At 73.0% G+C, this 16448-nt stretch carries 13 protein-coding genes and 1 tRNA gene; 7 read left to right on the top strand and 7 right to left on the bottom strand.

The window, feature by feature from the left end; all coding sequences use genetic code 11:
- Nucleotides 1–20: 20 nt before the first annotated feature.
- A complete protein-coding gene (locus I5731_RS08825) occupies nt 21–1157 on the top strand; it encodes an alpha/beta hydrolase family protein (RefSeq protein WP_197310981.1) in 1137 nt (378 codons plus the stop codon).
- An 84-nt stretch (nt 1158–1241) separates the two neighbouring features.
- Here I5731_RS08825 and acs read toward each other — a convergent pair whose 3' ends face one another.
- The 7 genes from acs to tsaD all read right to left on the bottom strand — a co-directional run bounded on the left by acs (nt 1242) and on the right by tsaD (nt 9550).
- A complete protein-coding gene (gene acs / locus I5731_RS08820) occupies nt 1242–3188 on the bottom strand; it encodes an acetate--CoA ligase (protein WP_197310980.1) in 1947 nt (648 codons plus the stop codon).
- Nucleotides 3189–3406: 218 nt separating this feature from the next.
- Nucleotides 3407–5272: a PHA/PHB synthase family protein gene (locus I5731_RS08815; protein ID WP_197310979.1), complete on the bottom strand. Its 1866-nt coding sequence runs from the start codon at nt 5270–5272 to the stop codon at nt 3407–3409.
- 172 nt (nt 5273–5444) lie between these two features.
- A complete protein-coding gene (locus I5731_RS08810) occupies nt 5445–6164 on the bottom strand; it encodes a class I SAM-dependent methyltransferase (protein WP_407941833.1) in 720 nt (239 codons plus the stop codon).
- On the bottom strand, nt 6165–6578 hold the full coding sequence (locus I5731_RS08805) for an EVE domain-containing protein (RefSeq protein ID WP_197310978.1): 414 nt from the start codon (nt 6576–6578) through the stop codon (nt 6165–6167).
- A 76-nt stretch (nt 6579–6654) separates the two neighbouring features.
- Nucleotides 6655–6942, bottom strand: a complete 288-nt coding sequence (locus I5731_RS08800; RefSeq protein ID WP_197310977.1) for a YciI family protein — start codon at nt 6940–6942, stop codon at nt 6655–6657.
- A gap of 513 nt (nt 6943–7455) precedes the next feature.
- On the bottom strand, nt 7456–8439 hold the full coding sequence (locus I5731_RS08795) for an NAD(P)H-dependent glycerol-3-phosphate dehydrogenase (RefSeq protein ID WP_197310976.1): 984 nt from the start codon (nt 8437–8439) through the stop codon (nt 7456–7458).
- A 37-nt stretch (nt 8440–8476) separates the two neighbouring features.
- Nucleotides 8477–9550 carry a tRNA (adenosine(37)-N6)-threonylcarbamoyltransferase complex transferase subunit TsaD gene (gene tsaD, locus I5731_RS08790; protein WP_197310975.1) on the bottom strand — a complete coding sequence of 358 codons (1074 nt, stop codon included), beginning with the start codon at nt 9548–9550 and terminating at the stop codon, nt 8477–8479.
- Between the two features lie 210 nt (nt 9551–9760).
- Between tsaD and hemC the strand changes: the two genes are divergently transcribed.
- From hemC to I5731_RS20010, 6 genes are all read left to right on the top strand, one after another.
- Nucleotides 9761–10699 (top strand): hydroxymethylbilane synthase, encoded by a 939-nt coding sequence (hemC, locus tag I5731_RS08785; protein WP_197310974.1) that lies wholly within the window; start codon nt 9761–9763, stop codon nt 10697–10699.
- Nucleotides 10700–10757: 58 nt separating this feature from the next.
- The gene (locus I5731_RS08780) at nt 10758–11564 is read left to right on the top strand and encodes a uroporphyrinogen-III synthase (RefSeq protein ID WP_197310973.1); all 807 of its coding nucleotides are present in this window, start codon (nt 10758–10760) and stop codon (nt 11562–11564) included.
- A gap of 118 nt (nt 11565–11682) precedes the next feature.
- Entirely contained in the window at nt 11683–13833 is a 2151-nt protein-coding gene (locus I5731_RS08775) for a hypothetical protein (RefSeq protein ID WP_197310972.1), read from the top strand.
- A gap of 107 nt (nt 13834–13940) precedes the next feature.
- Nucleotides 13941–15815 (top strand): heme biosynthesis protein HemY, encoded by a 1875-nt coding sequence (locus I5731_RS19940; RefSeq protein ID WP_197310971.1) that lies wholly within the window; start codon nt 13941–13943, stop codon nt 15813–15815.
- Between the two features lie 161 nt (nt 15816–15976).
- Nucleotides 15977–16052, top strand: a tRNA-Thr gene (locus tag I5731_RS08765).
- A 22-nt stretch (nt 16053–16074) separates the two neighbouring features.
- Entirely contained in the window at nt 16075–16377 is a 303-nt protein-coding gene (locus I5731_RS20010; RefSeq protein WP_328838537.1) for an Arm DNA-binding domain-containing protein, read from the top strand.
- The last annotated feature ends 71 nt before the right edge of the window (nt 16378–16448 follow it).

Below are 16448 nucleotides of genomic sequence, written 5' to 3'. Positions count from 1 at the left end.
ACCTCGAAGGACACCTGCCCATGCCATACGCCATCCGCCGGCCCGGCGCTCGCCGCGCCATCCATATGGGTGCGCTCCTCGCCTTCGCCCTCGTTTCGCAGGCCGTCGCCGCGGACGCCCGGGCGGATGAGTCCGCTCCCGCCGGGCATGAAGGGGATCGCACCGCCGACGCGCTCGGCGCCACTGCCGGCTACGACCGTCTTGATCTCGCCTTGCCGCACCGCGCCGGGCCGGTCGCGGCCTCGGTCTGGTATCCGGTCGGAACGCCGACCTACGGCGGCCTCGTCGGCGACAACCCCGTCTTCCGGGGTACGCCCGCCTTCGTCGGCGCCGCGCCGGCCGAGGGGCGCTTTCCGCTGCTGGTCGTCTCCCACGGCTCGGGCGGCAACATGGACAATCTCGGCTGGCTGAGTTCGGCGCTGGCGCTGCGGGGCGTCATGGTGCTCGCCGTCAACCATCCGGGCAGCACCTCGGGCGATTCCTCGCCGCGCCGCTCGATCGATCTCGCCGCGCGAGCGAGGGATCTTACGGCCGCGCTCGACGCCCTGCTCGCCGATCCGGCCTTCGGCCCCCGCGTCGACCGCGACCGCATCGCGGTGCTCGGCTTCTCGCTGGGCGGCTCGACCGCGCTGCAGCTCGCCGGCGCGCGTCTCGACCGCGGCCGCTACCGCGACTACTGCACCCGCTTCGCCGAGGCGACCGACTGTGTCTTCTTCGGCAAGGGCGGCGTCGACCTCGCCGCGCTGCCGGAGAGTTTCGAGGCGGAGTTGCGCGACCCGCGGATCCGCGCCGCGGTCGCCGTCGATCCCGGCATGAGCTACGGCTTCACGCCGGAGAGCGTGTTGGACATGCACCTGCCGGTGCTGCTCGTCGATTTCGCGCCGCCCGACGACTGGACCGGCTTCGATCCGGGCCTCGCGCGAGACGTCGGTGCCGCCGGCAGCGGCCTCGCCCTGCGGCTTCCCGAGGTCGAGCGGGCGACGATCGGTCCGGCAATCCACTTCAGCTTCCTCGGCCTGTGCAAGCCGGAAGGCGCGGCGCTGCTGGAAGCCGAGAGGGACGACCCCGTCTGCACCGATCCGGCGGTGTCGGATCGGGCCGCGGTCCACGAGCATGTCACCGCCCGCATCACGGCTTTCCTGAAGGCGCGGCTCTGATCCGAAACGCGACGTCGCAAACGGGAAGGCCCCGCTGCGGCGACGCAGCGGGGCCTCTGCCATGTCGATCGCGATCGATCCCCCTCAGCCCGCCTTGCGGTTCTGCCGGTTGTCGATCAGCTCGTTGACGACGCCGGGGTCGGCCAGCGTCGAGGTGTCGCCGAGCGCGCCGAACTCGTCCTCGGCGATCTTGCGCAGGATGCGGCGCATGATCTTGCCGGAGCGGGTCTTCGGCAGGCCGGGCGAGAACTGGATCAGGTCGGGCGAGGCGATCGGGCCGATCTCGCGGCGCACCCAGTTCTTCAGCTCTTTCCGCAGCGCCTCGGACGGTTCCTCGCCGGCCATCAGCGTCACGTAGCAGTAGATGCCCTGGCCCTTGATGTCGTGCGGATAGCCGACCACCGCCGCCTCGGACACCTTCGGGTGCGAGACCAGCGCCGATTCCACTTCCGCCGTGCCCATGCGGTGGCCCGAGACGTTGATCACGTCGTCGACGCGGCCGGTGATCCAGTAGTAGCCGTCGGCATCGCGCCGGCAGCCGTCGCCGGTGAAGTACATGCCCTTGTAGGTCGAGAAATAGGTCTGCACGAAGCGCTCGTGGTCGCCGAAGATCGTGCGCATCTGCCCCGGCCAGGCCGTGGTGATGACGAGGTTGCCCTCGCAGGCGCCCTCGAGGATCTTGCCTTCCGCGTCGACGATCGCCGGCTCGACGCCGAAGAACGGCCGCGTCGCCGAGCCCGGCTTCAGCGCGGTGGCGCCCGGCAGCGGCGTGATCAGGATGCCGCCGGTCTCGGTCTGCCACCAGGTGTCGACGATCGGGCAGCGCTTGTCGCCGACCACGTTGTAATACCAGTTCCAGGCTTCCGGATTGATCGGCTCGCCGACCGAGCCGAGCAGCTTCAGCGACGCGCGCGACGTCTTCGTCACGTGGTCGTCGCCGGCGCCCATCAGGGCGCGGATCGCCGTCGGCGCGGTGTAGAAGATGTTGACCTTGTGCTTGTCGACCACCTCCCAGCAGCGCGCCGGCGAGGGATAGTTCGGCACGCCCTCGAACATCAGCGTCGTCGCGCCGTTGGCGAGCGGGCCATAGACGATGTAGCTGTGCCCGGTGACCCAGCCGACGTCGGCGGTGCACCAGTAGATGTCGCCGTCGTGGTAGTCGAACACGTACTGGTGCGTCATCGACGCATAGACGAGATAGCCGCCGGTGGTGTGCAGCACGCCCTTCGGCTTGCCGGTGGAGCCGGAGGTATAGAGGATGAACAGCGGGTCTTCCGCGTTCATCTCTTCCGGCGGGCAATCGGCCGAAACGGTCGCCGCCTCGTCGTCGTACCAGAAGTCGCGCCCCTCGGTCATCGGCACGCTGCCGCCGGTGCGCTTGACGACGATCACCTTCTCGCCGCCGGCCGTCTTCTTCAGCGCCGCGTCGACGTTGGTCTTCAGCGGCACCTTGCGGCCGCCGCGCAGGCCCTCGTCGGCGGTCAGCACCAGCTTCGAATCGCAGTCCTCGATGCGGCCGGCGAGGCTGTCCGGCGAGAAGCCGGCGAACACGATCGAGTGGATCGCGCCGACGCGGGCGCAGGCCAGCATCGCATAGGCCGCCTCGGGGATCATCGGCAGGTAGATGGTGACGCGGTCACCCTTCTTGACGCCGTGCTTCTTCAGCACGTTGGCGAACGTCGAGACCTCGGCGTGCAGCTCGGCATAGGTGATCGACTTCGAGTCGGCCGGGTCGTCGCCTTCCCAGATGATCGCCACCTGGTCGCCGCGGGTCGCGAGGTGGCGATCGACGCAGTTGGCGGCGACGTTGAGCGTGCCGTCCTCGAACCACTTGATCGAGACATCCTCGGGGCCGAAGCTCGAATTCTTCACCTTGGTGAACGGCTTGATCCAGTCGAGCCGCTTGCCGTGCTCGCCCCAGAAGCCATCCGGATCGGCGACCGAGCGCCGATACATGTCGAGATACGCCTCGTTGTCGACCAGCGCGCCGTCGGCGAAGGCCGCAGGCACCGGATAAACGTTCTCAGACATGGTGATCCTCCCGGATAAGCCGTTCAGGCGTTACGGAAAACCGCCGCCTCTTTGCGCCGCATTATGCAAATCGCACCCCCTAGCGTCCACCTGCGACCGCTCGCACTTTGGTAGCGCGACGAAAGGGGGGCGAGGGGCGCGCCGAATCGAAAGCCCGGATGCCGCGGCCTGCGGGCCCCGGCGCGCGCGAACGGCGCCGGGTCGCGGGCACGGCAGCCTCACGTCTGGAACACGTAGGTGCCCGGCGCCGCGCCCAGGAACGCGGCCTCCGCGGCGACGGGCGGCGGCGCCGTCAGCGCGGCGCTGCTCCGGCCGGCCAGCCAGTCCGCCCAGGCGGGCCACCACGAGCCTTGCGCCGATGTCGCCGTCGCCACCCAGTCGTCGGGGCCGACGTAGAGCGCGCCCGGCGGGCGATGCGACCACAGGTACCGGCTGCGCGGATCGCCGGGCTTGTTGACGATGCCGCTGTTGTGCCCGCCGCTGGTGAGCACGAAGGTGAGATCGCAGTCGGTGAAGAGCTGCGTCTTGTAGACCGACCGCCACGGCGCGATGTGGTCGGTCTCGGTCGCGACGACGAAGAGCGGCGCCGAGATATCCTTCAGCGCGATCACGCGCCCCTCGACCGCGAAGCGCCCCGCCGTCAGGCGGTTCTGCAGCAGCAGGCCGCGCAGGTATTCCGAGTGCATCTGCGCCGGCATCCGCGTCGTGTCGGCGACCCAGACGCCCATGTCCGTCGGCAGGTCCTCCTGACCGAGGAAATACCGCCGCACCGCCCGCGACCAGATCAGGTCCTCCGACCGGATCGCCGAGAACGTCCGCGCCATCTGGGGGCGGTCGAGGTAACCGCGGTCCCACATCATGTCCTCGAGGAAGGCGACCTGGCTTTCGTCGACGAACAGCAGCAGCTCTCCCGCCTCGGCGAAATCGACCTGTGCGGCGAGCAGCGTGATGCTGGCGAGGCGGTCGTCCCCGTCGCGCGCCATGGTCGCCGCGGTAATCGCCAGCATCGTGCCGCCGAGGCAGTAGCCGACGGCGTGGACCCGGCGTCCCGGCATCAGGGCGCCCACCCTGTCGAGGGCCGCCATCACCCCGCTGGCGCGATAGTCCTCCAGCGACAGCTCCGCCTGCGCGGGGGTCGGGTTGCACCACGAGATCATGAACACGGTGAAGCCCTGGCCGACCAGGTGGCGGACCATCGAGTTCTGCGGCGAGAGATCGAGGATGTAGTACTTCATGATCCAGGCCGGCACGATCAGCACCGGCTCCGCCCGCACCGCACCGGTCTGCGGCGCATACTGGATCAGCTCGAACAGCGCGTTGCGAAACACCACCGTGCCCGGCGTGCAGGCGAGATCCTTGCCCACCTCATAGCCCGGCGGCGCCGGATCGTGCACCTGCGCCAGGGTCTTCAGCATGTCCTCGGCAAAGTGCACCGCGCCGTCGGCGAGGTTGCGCCCGCCACTGGCGAGCGTCGTGCCGATGATCTCCGGGTTCAGCGCCGGGAAATTGGACGGCGACACCGTGTCCAGCGCCTGCCGCGCCATGAAGCGTGCCCGGTCGGCGTCCTTGGGCTGCAGGCCGCGCAGCTGGTCGGTCGCGTGATCCCACCAGTCCTGCACGGCGAGGAAACTCTGCTGCCACAGCCAGAACGGCGGCCTTTGCCAGCCCGGATCGTCGAACCGGTGGTCGTAAGCCTTCGGCGTGAACGGCGCGGCGATCTCGGCGGCGACATCGGCATCGGCGCCAGGACCGGGATCCGAACCCGGATCGGACGCGGGACCGCCGCCGTGCGCCATCAGCTTCAGCAGGTTCTGCTGCGCCCGCTCCAGCAGCTCGAGCTGCCGTCCCGGCGACCGCGCCATGTGAAACGTCCAGTCGGTCCACGCGTCGAGGAACGCGTGGGTCGAGATGCCGCCCGTCAACCGCGCCACCGACGCGCGCAGTGAGCGGTCGAGATTCTGATGGACATGCTCCGGCGCCAGCGCGCGCGGCCCGGCTCCGGCCGGCGTCATCCGGGGTGCGGTCGCCGGCAGGGCAGCCTCGCCGGCCTTTCCCTTCGGCAGCGTCTCGAGCATCTGGACCATCCGATCTGTGCCCCCCGGGCTGCGATCCCGTCACCGGCACGGTCACCCACGGCCGAGACGGCGGTGCCGCCGGCCGGACTGTCCGGCCACTCTAGGCTGCGCAAACGGGAGGTGCCTTGATCGAGAGCAAGTCGGGTCGCCGGACGCCGGGATCGGACCGACCGGAACCGGCTCAGCCGGGGTGCGGAACGCTGAACCGCCACACGCTGGTGCGCTTCACTTCCGAATCCTCCAGCGCCCGGGACACCGCGACATCGTAGGTGGCGAGCTTCTCGATGCCCGTCTTCGGCAGGTAGCTGCGGCCGGGATCGCCGAAGAGGACGAGGGCGCCGCGCGCCTCGCAGGCTTTCAGGAACGGCAACACCCGGTCGGCCATCGGCTTCTCGTAGAAGACGTCGCCGGCGAGCACCACGTCGAAGCCGGCGAACTCCGCCGCCAGCGCCGGGTCGAGCACGTCGCGCGTCTCGAGCTCGATGGTGACGCCGTTTTCCGCGGCGTTGAGGGTGATCGCGGCGAGGGCAAAGGCGTCGATCTCGCTCGCCGTGACCGAGGCCGCCCCGGCGCGTTTGGCGGCGATCGCCACCACCCCCGAGCCGGCGGCGAAATCCAGCACCCGGCGCCCGGCGACGAGCTCCGGCGCATCGAGGATATGCCGCGCCAGCGCCTGTCCGCCCGCCCAGGCGAACGCCCAGAACGGCGGCGGCAGGCCCATCTCGCCCAGCTCCTCCTCGGTGCGCTCCCAGAGGTCCATCGCCTCGACGGCGAGATGGAGCCGGAGTTCGGGCACGTGCGGCGGGGCGATCAGCGCGGTGTTGGCGCGGATGAAGGCGGGTCGGTCGAGGAGAGGCGCGGCGGCAAGGTCGGCAGCAGGATCGGCGGGCGGCGCGCCCACCTAGAGGCCACCCATCTGGCAGACGATGTCCCATTCCGCGTCGGTCACCGGCTGCACCGAGAGGCGCATCGAGGTGACGAGGCTCATCTTGGCGAGCCGCGGCTCGGCCTTGATCGCGGCGAGCGTCACCGGGTTCGGCACGTCGCGCACGGCGCGGATGTCGACGCACTCCCAGCGCGGATCCTCCGTGGTCGGGTCCGGGTGGACGAGGGCGCAGACCTCGACGATGCCGACGATCTCCAGCCCCTCGTTGGAATGGTAGAAGAAGCCCTCGTCGCCGAGTTGCATCGCCCGCATGTTGTTGCGGGCCTGGTAGTTGCGCACGCCGTCCCACGCCTGCCCCTCGGCGCCCTTCGCCTTCTGCATCGCCCACGACCACTTGAACGGCTCGGACTTGAACAGCCACTTGGCCATGAACGGGCTCCGGTGCGGACGAACGTCGGACGGGACGGGGTGGCCGGGAATCGGGCGGGAAATCGGGCCGGACCGATCAGGCCGGGGCGCCGATCACCCACTTCCACGGCCGCACCGTGACGCTGTCGAAGAGGTCGGCGTGGAGATAGGGATCCTGCGCCAGCAGCGCGTCGAGCGCCGCGCGGTCCTCGGCCTCGACGATCAGCAGCGAGCCGTTCATCACCGCGCCGTCGTCGGAGAGATACGGCCCCGCCGCCTTGATCGCCGCGCCGTTCGCCTTCAGCCAGGCGACGTGGGCCGGGCGGTTGTCGGTACGCACCTCGGCATGACCGGGCTTGTCGAGGCAGCTGACGGCAAAGAGCATCACGGATCTCCGGGAAAACGGGGCGGCGACAAGCTCTAGAGGCGGGAGCGAGCGAGGTAAAGGGGGCGGAAGGAAGCGGGCGGCAATGCGGGGTGCGGGGCCACAGGGGAGAGGAGCTGCGGGCTCGCCCCGGAGTGGCATCAGCGCCGGGTGGCGGCGGGCCGGGTGGCCTTGCCGGAAACTCGGCCCCGCCACCTTGCCCCCATCCCCAACCCCTCCATTCCGTCATCGCCGGGCTCGACCCGGCGACCCAATGGCCTCGCGGCGATTCGCAGGGCAGCAGAAAACCGCTGCGATTTCCGATCGATAGGCATGGAGGGCGGCGAAGCTATTGGGTTGCCGGGTCGAGCCCGGCAATGACGGGTGGAGGGGGTATTGGATGGGAACCGCTCCGAACTGAAAAGTCCGGATCCTGGCGGCATCCACACCGCGCTCCCCGACCACGCAACCCGCACCACGCACCGCGGGCCCGGCCTTGAACCTCAGCCGTCCTCTTTCCGCCGAGTCTCCCCCTCACCCGTCCTCCCGCTTCAGCGGCCGGGCCAGCAGCCGGTCGATGGCGTCGTCGACGTCGATCTCGCCGGCGAGGATCGCCGCGACCGCGGCCATGATCGGCACCTCGATGCCGAAGGCGCCGGCGCGCTCGACCGCGATCGCCGCCGTTGCGGCACCCTCGGCGAGCTTGCCGTCGCCGAGGGCCTCGCCGGCGCCGATCGCATGGCCGAGCGAAAAATTGCGTGATTGCAGGCTGCGGCAGGTGAGGATCAGGTCGCCGAGGCCGGACAGCCCCATCGCGGTTTCCGGCCGCGCGCCCCAGGCGGCGGCGAGGCGGCGGAGCTCGACGAAGCCGCGCGTGACGACGGCGGCTTCCGCGCTCGCGCCGAGCCGGCGTCCCGCGACGATGCCCGACGCGATGGCGAGCACGTTCTTCAGCGCGCCGCCGAGTTGCACCCCGACCGGGTCGGTCGAGGCATAGGGCCGGAAGCCCGGCCCGGCGAGCGCCGTCGCCACCCAGCCCGCCAGCACCTCGTCCTCGGCGGCGACCGTGACCGCCGTCGGCAGGCCGCGCGCGACGTCGACGGCAAAGCCCGGACCGGACAGCACGGCGACCGGCGAATTCGGCACCAGGCCGCCGATCACCTCGCCGACCAGTTGCCCGGTCTGCCGGTCGATGCCCTTGGCGCAGGCGACCAGCGGCACGCCGCGGGCGAGGAACGGTGCGAGCCCCGGCAGGGCCGTGCGCGTCGCCTGCGCCGGCACGCAGACGAGCACGAGGTCGGCATCGGCGACGAGGGCGGGATCGGCGCCGGTGCGCACGCCGGCCGGCAGCTCCGCCTCCGGCAGCGCCGGGCTGCGGCGGCTGCGGTCGGCCTCGCGGGCGCGGTCGAGACTGCGGCCGATGAGATCGACGTCGTGCCCCGCCCGCGCCGCGACGAGGGCGAGCGCCGTGCCCCAGGCCCCGGCCCCGAACACGGCGACACGCAACGGACCCATCATGCGGGCATCCTCCGGACTGGCGCGCGCGCCGCCACCACTAGACCTTGGTGCCGAGGCGGCCGTGGCCGACCATCGGCGCGGCGCGGCCGTCGAGCGGCCAGCGCGCCCGCGCTGCAAAATCGAAGCCGTCGCGGTGGCCGGCGGCGAGATGCTCGGCTCCCGCCCAGGCGACCATGGCGCCGTTGTCGGTGCAGAGCACGCCCGGCGGCACCACCAGCCGGGCACCGCGGGCCGTGCAGGCCTCGCGCAGCCGCGCGGCGATCGCCTTGTTCGCCGCGACGCCGCCCGCGACCACCAGCACCGGCGGCACGCCCGGCCTTGCGGCGGCAAACAGCGCCAGCGCCCGGCCGACCCGGTCGGCGACCACGTCGCACACCGCCGCCTGGAAGCCGGCGGCGAGATCGGCGACGGCGCCGTCGTCGAGCGGCGCCAGCCGCTCCGCTTCCAGCCGCACGGCGGTCTTCAGGCCGGAGAAGGAAAAATCCGGCTCGGCCCGGCCGGTGAGCGGCCGCGGCAGCGCGATGCGGCGCGGATCGCCGCCGGCCGCCATCCGCTCCAGCGCCGGCCCGCCGGGATAGCCGAGCCCGAGCAACTTCGCCGTCTTGTCGAAGGCCTCGCCGAGCGCGTCGTCGATGGTGGTGCCGATCCGCACATAGTCGCCGAGCCCGTCGACGCGCACGATCTGGGTATGCCCGCCGGAAACCAGCAGCAGCAGATAGGGAAAGTCGATGCCGTCGGTGAGGCGCGCCGTCAGCGCGTGCGCCTCGAGATGGTTGACCGCGACGAGCGGCTTGGCGGCCGCCAGCGCCAGCGCCTTCGCCGTGGTGAGCCCGACCAGCACGCCGCCGATCAGGCCGGGACCGGCGGTCGCGGCGATGCCGTCGAGATCGGCGAGGCGGACCCCGGCCTCGGCCAGGGCCTCGCCGATCACGTCGTCGAGCGCCTCGACATGGCCGCGCGCGGCGATCTCCGGCACCACGCCGCCATAGACGGCGTGGCCGTCCTGCGACAGCACGACGTTGGAGAGGATCGTGCCGCGCCCGTCCGCGCCGCGCGCCACGACGGCGGCGGCGGTCTCGTCGCAGGACGTCTCGATGCCGAGCACGATCACCGTCGAAAGTTCCTTCGCATCTCGCCCGTCCGGCCGGCGCGGCGGGCCGCCGGTCGTCTCGCAGCGGGCTCTCCCCGCGCAGCACGGTTGACGAAGCCGCCGCCCGGCCGCTACGCCTCCATCACCGCTCCGGGCCAGCCCCGGACCCCTCCGGCGCCGCTTCGATGCGGGTCCGGAGGTCGCTTGGCCCCTAACACCCGGAACCGCGCCTTGCAAACGAATCCCACGCGCGGCGGCTTCGCGATCGGCACCCGCGGCAGCCCGCTCGCCCTCGCCCAGGCGCACGAGGTGCGCGACCGCATCGCCGCCGCGAACGGCCTCGATCCCGCGGCGATCGAGGTCGTCGTCATCCGCACCTCCGGCGACATCATCCTCGACCGCCCGCTCTCTGAAGTGGGGGGCAAGGGGCTCTTCACCAAGGAGATCGAGGAGGCGCTGCTCGATGGCACGATCGACCTCGCCGTGCATTCCGCGAAGGACATGCCGACGACGCTGCCGGACGGCCTCGTCCTCGAGCATTTCCTGCCCCGCGAGGACGTGCGCGACGTCTTCATCTCGCCGCGCGCCGCGCGCCTCGCCGATCTTCCCGCCGGCGCCATCGTCGGCACCGCCTCGCTGCGCCGCCAGGCGCTGGTGCGGCGCCTCCGGCCCGACCTCGAGGTCGTCACCTACCGCGGCAACGTGCAGAGCCGGCTGCGCAAGCTGGACGAGGGCGTCGTCGACGCCACCCTGCTGGCGCTCGCCGGGCTGAAGCGGCTCGGCATGGCCGATGTCGCGACCGAGATCCTCGGCCTCGACGAGTTTCCGCCCGCCGTCGGCCAGGGCGCGATCGGCATCGAGACCCGCGCCGGCGACACCGGCGTCGCCGCGTTGCTCGCCCCGGTCGTCGACCCGGATACCGCCGTGGCGCTGGCCGCCGAACGCGCGTTCCTCGCCGCTCTCGACGGCTCCTGCCGCACGCCGATCGCCGGCCACGCCACGATCGCCGCCGGGCGCCTCACGCTCGCCGGGCTGATCCTGACGCCGGACGGCGCCACCGCGCACGCCGACCGCATCGAAGGGCTCACCGGCGATGCGGCCGAGATCGGCGCGGAGCTCGGCGCCCGGCTGAAGGCGCGCGGCGGACCGGACTTTTTCAGCGGGCTGTGAGCCGCCAGTCACGAACCGGGGCACGAAACGGGGCCCGAAACGGGGATCGTCCGCCGCCATGCTGATCCTCACCCTCCGCCCCGCGGACAAGGCCAGCCGGGATGCCGCGCGCTGGCGGGCGGCGGGGTTCGACGTGCTGGCCGCGCCGATGCTCGCCATCGTGCCGATGGTCGACTGGCCGGCGCGCCTGCCGCAGGGCCTCGTGGACCGCCCGCCCGCGGCGCTGCTCGCGACCAGCGCCGCCGCCTTCGCCGCCGGGCTGCCGCCGGCGCTCGCCGCCCTCCCGGTGCTCTGCGTCGGTGCATCGACCGCCGCCGCGGCCCGCGCCGCCGGCTGCGTCGTCGTCGAGAGCGCCGACGGCGACGTGGCGGCGCTCGCCGCCCTCGCCCGGCGCCGCATCCGCACGGACGCGGATGGTGCCGCAGCCTCGTCCCTGCTTTATCTTGCCGGACGCGACCGGACCGGCGACCTTGCCGGCGATCTCACACGGGCGGGGCTGGCGGTGACGACGGTCGAGACCTACGCTGCCGAGATGGCGGAGACGCTGCCGGCGCCGGTGGTGGCCGCGCTGGCCGCCGGGGCCGTCGACGTCGTCGTGGTCGCCTCGGCACGGACCGCGCGCGCCTTTGCCGCGGGGCTCGTCCGTGCCGGCCTCGCCGATCGCCTCGCCGGGCTCACCGTCGCGGCGATCTCGGCGGCGGCGGCCGCGCCGCTCGCCGGGGCCGGCCGGATCCTGACCGCCGCGACGCCGGACGGCGAAAGTCTCGATCGGCTCGTGGTTGCGCTCGGCGCCGCAGTGCCGAACAATGGGGCCTGGACGGAGCCCGACGCCGGGCCGGGAACATCCGGCGGGGCAGCGGGTTGACGGCGGAAGCATCCAGCCGGCCGCGGCGGGCCGATGCCGGCTGCGTGGCCGACCGGCGGCGTCATCGCCGCCAAGGAACAAGGGCCGGATCTCCGGCCGAAGCGACGGGAGCGCAGGCATGGTGAGCGATAAGGACCGCAAGTCGTCCGACCGGACCGGCGGCGGCCGGACCCCGAAGCGGTCCACGACCATCGATCTCACCGCGACCGAAGTCGCGCGCGCGCAGGCGGCCGCCGACGCGGAAAAGGCCGCTTACGGAGCCACACCGTCCACCGGACCCTCCTCGGCCGAGGCCTCCCCCGACGAGGTGCCGCCGAACGTCTTTGCCCCCGCCGATCCCGAAACCCCCGCCCATCCCGGACACCCCGCCGCCGACGACGCCCGGCCGGTCGAGCCGGATGTCGCCGAGGGTTCCGGCCTGCCGCGCGAGCCCGGCACCGGCGAGGCCGCGCCCGTCGCGACCGACGGCGACGCGCCGCCCGGCCGCCCGGACGATGCCCCCTCCGCCGACCTCGATCCCGGCACCGGGCCCGCCGTGGACCCCACCGCGACGGGACCCACCGACACGGCGACGCCCGGCCCATCGGCCGGCGAGCCCCCGCTCGGCGACACCGTTTCCGCCGAGCCGGCGCCGCCCGAGGCCGCCGCACCGGTCGATGACCCGGCGGCGGCGCCGTCAACCGATGCCTCCGCCGTGGAGCCGCCGCCCGCCGACACCGTTCCCCCGGCGACTCCGATCGATACCCTCGCCGCCGCCAGCAACCCGATCGGCGATGCGCCCGCCCGGGCCGCCTCGGCGCCGGCGTCCGACGCGCCCGCCGCGCGGCGGGCCTCGCCCGCCGGCCTCGTGCTCGCCGCCTGCCTCGGCGGCGTCGTCGCCCTCGGCGGTGCCTATGCGCTGGTGCGCGGCGGCGCCGTGTCGCTCGGCACGCCGGACACCGTCACCGCCAGTGTCACCGCGCTGGAGGCCCGCCTCGCCGAGCTCGACAGCCGCCTCGGCGCCCTCTCCGCCGACGACGGCGCCGAGGCCCGGCTCAGCGCGCTGGAGGCCGGCCTCGCCGAGACGCGGCAGGCCGCCGAAGCCGCCGGCGCGGTCGACGTCGCCGGCCCGCTGCAGCGCCTCGAACAGGCGCTCGCCGCCGAGACCGCCGCGCGCGAAGCGCTTGGCGCCAGCCTCGAGGAGAGCACCGGCAGCACCGCCACCACCGTCGCCGGCCTGACCGAGCGCACCGACGCCGCCGCGAGCGGCCTCGAATCGCTGCAGGCCGCCGTCGAGGCGCTGCCGAAGGAAGACCTCGCCCCCGCCGTGCGCACGCTCGAAAGCCGCGCCGAAGCCTTCGGCACCCGCCTCGGCCTCGTCGACGGCACCGTCGCCGACCTCAGCCCCTCCGTCTCGGCGCTGAAGACCGGCCAGGACGAGCTGCGCGCCGCGTTCGAGGCGAGCCAGACCGAAGCCCGCGACGCCGCGACGGCGAGCAACGGCCGCTTCGATGCGATCGAGCAGCGTCTCACCGCGCTCGACGAGCTGCGCAGCGCCGACGAAGCCCAGACGGCGGCCCTCGATGCCCTCTCCGGCAAGACCGACGAAACCGTCGCCGGTCTCGGGGAACGGATCGACGGCCTCGACGGCAGCCTCGGTGAGCGGATCGCCGGCCTCGACGGCCGGCTCGGCGAAACCGGTGGCGCGCTCGATGCGGTCGACCAGCGCCTCGCCGCCGTCGAGACGGTGATCGCCCGCGCGCCGGAAGAAGGCGAGATCGCCGCCCTGTCGCTCGCCGTCACCACCCTCGCCGGCAAGGTCGCCCGCGGCGAACCCTTCACCGCCGACCTCGCCGCCGTCCAGGCCGGCGCCAGCGACCTGCCGGGCATCGACGGCCTGGCGCCGTTCGCCGAAACCGGCGTGCCGACCGCCGCCGGCGTCACCGCGAGCTTCCCCGAGACCGAGGTGGTGAATTCGGAGATCGTCGCGCCCGACGCCGAACCGGTCGAGCGCCTGCTCGCCGGGGCGCGCCGCCTCGTCAATTTCCGCTCCACCGACGAGGCCGAGGGCGAGTCGCTCGGCACCATCGTCGGCGATATCCGCGCCAAGCTCGCGGCCGGCGACCTCGTCGGCGCCAAGGCGAGCTGGGACCGCCTGCCGGAGCCGGCGAAAGCCGCCTCGGCGGAGTGGGAGCAGGCGTTGTCGGCCCGCATCGCCGCCGACGGCGCGATTTCGGCGCTCACCGACCGCATCGTCGAGCGGCTGTCGGTGCAGGTGAACAAGAACTGACCCCGCCGCGCCGGCCCGGTCGGGCCGGACGACGGACGGAGCCGGCACAACGAGGGACAACCGCGGCAGGGGCATCGACCCCGGCGCGCGGCAAGGGAGACGGGACGATGATCCGGGTGTTGATCGCCATCGCGGTACTGTTTGCCGCCGTGCTCGCCCTCGACTGGCTCGGCGGCGTGCCGCTCGCCGTCACCGTCGCCTGGCCGGGGGGCGAGATCGCCCCCTCCGCCCGGGTGGTCGTGGTGGCGCTCGTCCTCTTCGCGCTCGCCGCGGTGCTCGCCTGGGCGATTCTCTCGGGCGTGCTGCGCTCGCCGAAGATCGTCGGCGACTATTTCCGCGCCCGGCGCCGCGACCGCGGCTATGCCGCGCTGAGCCGCGGCATGATCGCCGTCGGCGCCGGCGACGCCCGCCTCGCCCACCGCTATGCCGGCGAGGCGCGCAAGCTGCTCGGCGGCCGCGAGCCGCTCGTCCACCTGCTCGACGCCCAGGCCGCCCAGATCGAGGGCGCCGACGACCGCGCCCGCGCCGCCTTCAACCGCATGCTCGACAACCCGGAAACCGCGCTGCTCGGCCTGCGCGGCCTCTACATCGAGGCCTCCCGCGCCGGCGAGGCCGACGCCGCCCGCCATTACGCCGCCGAAGCCATGAAAGTCGCCCCCGGCATTCCCTGGGCCGGGCAGGCGACGATCGAGTTCCAGTCGGCAGAGGAAGACTGGGAGGGCGCGCTGGCGACCCTCGAGCAGAGCGCCTCGAGCCGCCTCGTCGACAAGCGCGAGGCGCGCCGCCAGCGCGCCGTGCTGCTCACCGCCCGCGCCCTGCAGTGCGAGGATTCCGAGCCTGAAAAGGCACGCACCAATGCGCTGGAGGCGCATCGCCTCGCGCCGGAACTGGTGCCCGCCGCCGTCGCCGCCGGCCGCCTGCTGTCGCGCTTCGGCGACCTGCGCAAGGCGTCGAAGGTGCTGGAAGCCGCCTGGAAGCAGAGCCCGCACCCCGACATCGCCGAGGTCTACGCCCACGTCCGCCCGGGCGATGCGCCGCGCGATCGCCTGAAGCGCGCCAAATCCCTCGCCGCCCTGCGTCCGAACAGCATCGAGGGCCTCGTCGCCGTCGCCCGTCAGGCGATCGACGCGCACGAGTGGGCCGAAGCACGCGACGCGCTGACCCGCGCCCTGCGGCTCGCGCCGACCCGCCGCGTCTGCCTGATGCTCGCCGAGCTCGAGGAAGCCGAGCACGGCGACCGCGGCCGCATGCGCGAATGGCTGTCGCGCGCCGTCACCGCCGCCCCCGACGCCACCTGGATCGCCGACGGCGTCGCCTCCGACGAGTGGGCGCCGGTCTCGCCGGTGACCGGCCGCCTCGACGCCTATGAATGGAAGGTGCCGGCGACCCGCGGCGACGGCACCTCGCTCGACGGCGCCGACCTCGCCGACCGCGCCATGCTGCCGCTGGAGCCGCCGCGCGCGGCGATGCCGCCGCTCGAAGACGCCGACGACCGGGCCGACCCGCCGTCCGGCTCAGGCATGGGCCCCAGCTCTGGCCCCGGCTCCGGCACGGGCGACGGCGGCGGCCTCGGCAAGGGTCCGCGACCGGGGAACGGCACCGGCGGCGGTTCCGCCATCGGCAAGCCCGCCGACGTCGCGGCCGACGACACGCCGCGCCCGGGTGCCATGCCGCCCGGCGCCCCCGCGCCGCTCCCCGCCGCAGCCGCCACTGCCGCAGCCGCCACCGTCCCGGCGACCGCAGCCCTGGCGGCGCCCGCCCCGATGACCGCCGCAATGGCAGCCCCTGGACCGGCTCGACCCGAGCCCGCGGCACGCCCGCAGGCGACCACCCAGGCGTCCCGCCCCGCGCCCCGCCCGGCGCAGTCGGCGGTGCTCACCGCCTCCGCCGACCTGCCGACGCAGCGCCGCCCCGACGACCCAGGCCCCCTCGCCGCCGACGACGACTTCACCCCCGCCCGCTCCGCACCCGCCTACAGCTGATCCCGCCCCCGACCGCCGGCCCCCGCCGGCGGTCGGGGGCGCCGACGGGCACTGCCGCCGCCCCGCCAGAACCGGCCACACGTTCGGCGCTTGAATTCCACGCGCATTGCGGCTATCAAGCCGCCCATATCCGAGGGGCCCCCCGCGCCCCGCATCGGATCGCCGCTTTAGCTCAGTTGGTAGAGCACATCATTCGTAATGATGGGGTCACAGGTTCGAGTCCTGTAAGCGGCACCATTTCCCCCTCCCAAGTCGTCCAATACCATCCAAAATTCAATGGCTTAGCGCCAATTTCCGGACTTTTTGCGTCCAGCAAAGGCCGGGGACGTTCGTTTGCATCCGGCGGGATTGGGGGTATTTCTGGGGGTATCGAGCCGATACCGCCAAGGGCGATACCCCCAACACGTCGATCCGCAGCGCCAAGGGCGAGGCCAAGGCCGACAAGATGGTCGACGGCGGTGGCCTCCATGTGCTGGTCAACGCGAACGGGTCGCGCCTTTGGCGCTGGAAGTATCGGTTTGGCGGCGCCGGCTCGGCGCGGTTGCAGGCGGTGTGCGGATGAATGGCGAACCGGCGGCACGACCCCCGCCGGTTCGCCATTCCTGCATCGCAGACGAACGAATTCCCGTCGCT

Origin of the sequence: Methylobrevis albus (genome assembly GCF_015904235.1) — a bacterium.
Lineage (GTDB): Bacteria > Pseudomonadota > Alphaproteobacteria > Rhizobiales > Pleomorphomonadaceae > Methylobrevis_A > Methylobrevis_A albus.
Note: the sequence above shows the minus strand (reverse complement) of the source record. Positions and strands in the feature narration are given on the sequence as shown.